General features: G+C 74.0%; 2 protein-coding genes and 1 pseudogene. 2 read left to right on the top strand and 1 reads right to left on the bottom strand.

Annotation, left to right across the window (positions count from 1 at the left end; translation table 11 throughout):
• The coding region (locus I59_RS19590) for an aldo/keto reductase (protein ID WP_042726601.1) at positions 1 to 378 on the top strand (378 nt) is incomplete at its 5' end.
• Between the two features lie 414 nt (positions 379 to 792).
• On the opposite strand, the pseudogene I59_RS09005 reads toward I59_RS19590, so the two are convergent.
• Positions 793 to 1653 (bottom strand): annotated as a pseudogene (locus I59_RS09005) (oxygenase MpaB family protein); the annotation flags it as partial.
• Here I59_RS09005 and I59_RS09010 point away from each other — a divergent pair.
• A partial coding sequence (locus tag I59_RS09010; protein WP_031273456.1) for an AMP-binding protein occupies positions 1592 to 2370 on the top strand: 779 nt, incomplete at its 3' end. The pseudogene I59_RS09005 and the gene I59_RS09010 sit on opposite strands and share 62 nt — an antisense overlap.

Here is a 2370-nt window from a genome sequence, read left to right on the forward strand (position 1 = left end):
CTGCGGCCCACCGGCGTCCGCGTCATCCCGTGGAGCCCGCTCGCACGCGGGCGCCTCACCCGCCCCTGGGACGCACAGGGCTCCGGCTCACGCGCGGACACCGACGAGTTCGGCAAGACGCTCTACCGCCAGGACGAGGACGCCAACCGCGCCATCGTCGACGCGGTGGCGCAGGTCGCCGACGAGCGGGGCGTCCCCATGGCCCAGATCGCCCTGGCGTGGGTCGCCGGCAAGTCGGTGGTCAGCGCACCGATCGTCGGCGCGACGAAGGAGCACCACATCGACGACGCGGTCGCCGCGGCGTCCATCGAGCTCAGCGCCGACGAGGTCGCGCGACTCGAGCAGGCGTACACGCCTCGGGTGCCGTCCGGCTTCTGACGCACCCGCCGGCCTGGAGGCGCGGGGCGGGGCCCGTCCCGCGCCTCCAGGCCGGTTCCTCGTCGCGGTGGTCCGCCGTCGCCCGGGCAGGACCGCGCGCACGCGCTCGGACGGCAGGACCGCGCGCCCGCGCTCGTCAGGATGCCGGCGAGCTCGCCTCGGACTCGGAGGACTCGGAAGGCTCGGACATCTCGGAGCCGGACGCTTCGGAACCAGGCGCCTCGGAGCCGGATCCCTCGGCGGCCAGCCCCGCGATCCGCCGGCGCGCCGCCGTCTCGGTGTCCGGCGGCCACCCAGGACCCCCGTCATGCCCTCGATGACGAGTCCCGCTGCGCGCCGCGAGGGGAACGTGATCGCCCCGACCGCGGGGACGCGGAGGTCGAGCATCGCACGGTGCCGCGGGTCGAGCGTCGACACCGCCCCCGCGAACAGTGCCCGGTAGCCCGGCCGGAGCAGCCGCGCCAGGGGCGGGTCCTTGATGAACCGGACGACCTCGTGGGTCCGCGCCGTCGCGACGAGCTCACCCCGGTCGAGGTAGCCGTCCATCTGCGCACGCAGCTCGGCCTCGGACTCCGGTGCGTCGTCGACCCCCATGAGGTGGCCGGCCGTCGCCCACTCGCGCACGTACGCGTCCGCGCCGCCGGGGATGGGTTCGCCCCAGGTCTGCGCGCTCCGCAGGAAGGCGTCCGTGAAGGCGAGGTGCACCCACCGGGCGAGGTCGGGGTCGTTCGCCGCGTACGGCCTGGTCACCCCGTGCCCGTCGACGTACTCGCCGCGGACCTTCTCGTGCAGTCGGACGACCCAGGCGCTGGCGTGCTCGGCCGCGGCACGGTCGCCGTGCGAGACGGTGTAGATCCACCGGATGGTGCCGGCGAGCCGACCGAAGGGGTCCTCACGGTACCGGGAGTGGTCGGCCACACCCGCCAGTGCTCCCGGGTGGAGCGCCTGGACGAGCAGGGCGCGCACCCCGGCGAGGACGGTCTGCCGGCCGCCGTGCACGCTCCACGTCGCGGACCCCGGGCCGAAGAACCCCGCGTCGCTGCCCTGCTCGAGGGCGTCGATCCACTCGGGACGGCCGGGAGAGCCGCCGGTGAAGGTGTCGTCGAGTCGGGACCGGAAGGCGTTCGAGAGCGAGGCCATGCCACCATGCTCCGTCCGACCCCTGACAATGTCCCGGGACGGCGCCACGGACCCGCCCGCTAGGTTGGACGACGTGAGCATCGACACGCCTCGTCCCTGGCTTGCCTCGTACGCCCCGGGGGTCCCGCACGACATCGACGAGCCGACGGGCTCCCTGGTCGACCTGGTCGAGCAGTCCGCCAGGCGGTTCCCGAAACGCGTCGCCCTCGAGTTCTTCGGCCGCACGGCGACGTACGCCGAGCTCGAGGACCAGGTGCTCCGTGCCGCCAACGGTCTCCGCAAGGCCGGGGTGACCGCCGGGGACCGGGTGGCGATCGTCCTGCCGAACTGCCCCCAGCACGTCGTCGCCTTCTACGCGGTGCTCCGGCTCGGAGCGATCGTGGTCGAGCACAACCCGCTGTACACCCCGCGCGAGCTCCGGCACCAGTTCGAGGACCACGGCGCGAAGGTCGCGATCGTGTGGGACAAGTCGGTCGCCACCGTGCAGGACTTCCCCGCCGACGTCGCGCTCGACACGATCGTCTCGGTGGACCTCACCCGTGCGATGCCGCGCAGCACCCGGCTGGCGCTGTCGCTGCCGGTGGCGAAGGCCCGCGAGAGCCGCGCGAAGCTCACCGCGAAGGTCCGTGGCACGACGCCGTGGGACGACCTCGTGGGGAACCGCAAGCTCGCGAAGCGGCACCCGCGTCCGGCCACCGACGACGTCGCCCTCATCCAGTACACCTCCGGGACCACCGGGACGCCGAAGGGTGCGGTGCTGAGCCACGGGAACCTCCTCGCGAACGCCGCGCAGGCCCGCGCCTGGGTGCCGCAGATCCGGCAGGGCGACAACGTCGTCTACGCGTCCTCCCG

The sequence above is a fragment of the Curtobacterium sp. B8 genome, from assembly GCF_000333315.1.
GTDB classification, from domain to species: Bacteria; Actinomycetota; Actinomycetes; order Actinomycetales; family Microbacteriaceae; genus Curtobacterium; species Curtobacterium luteum.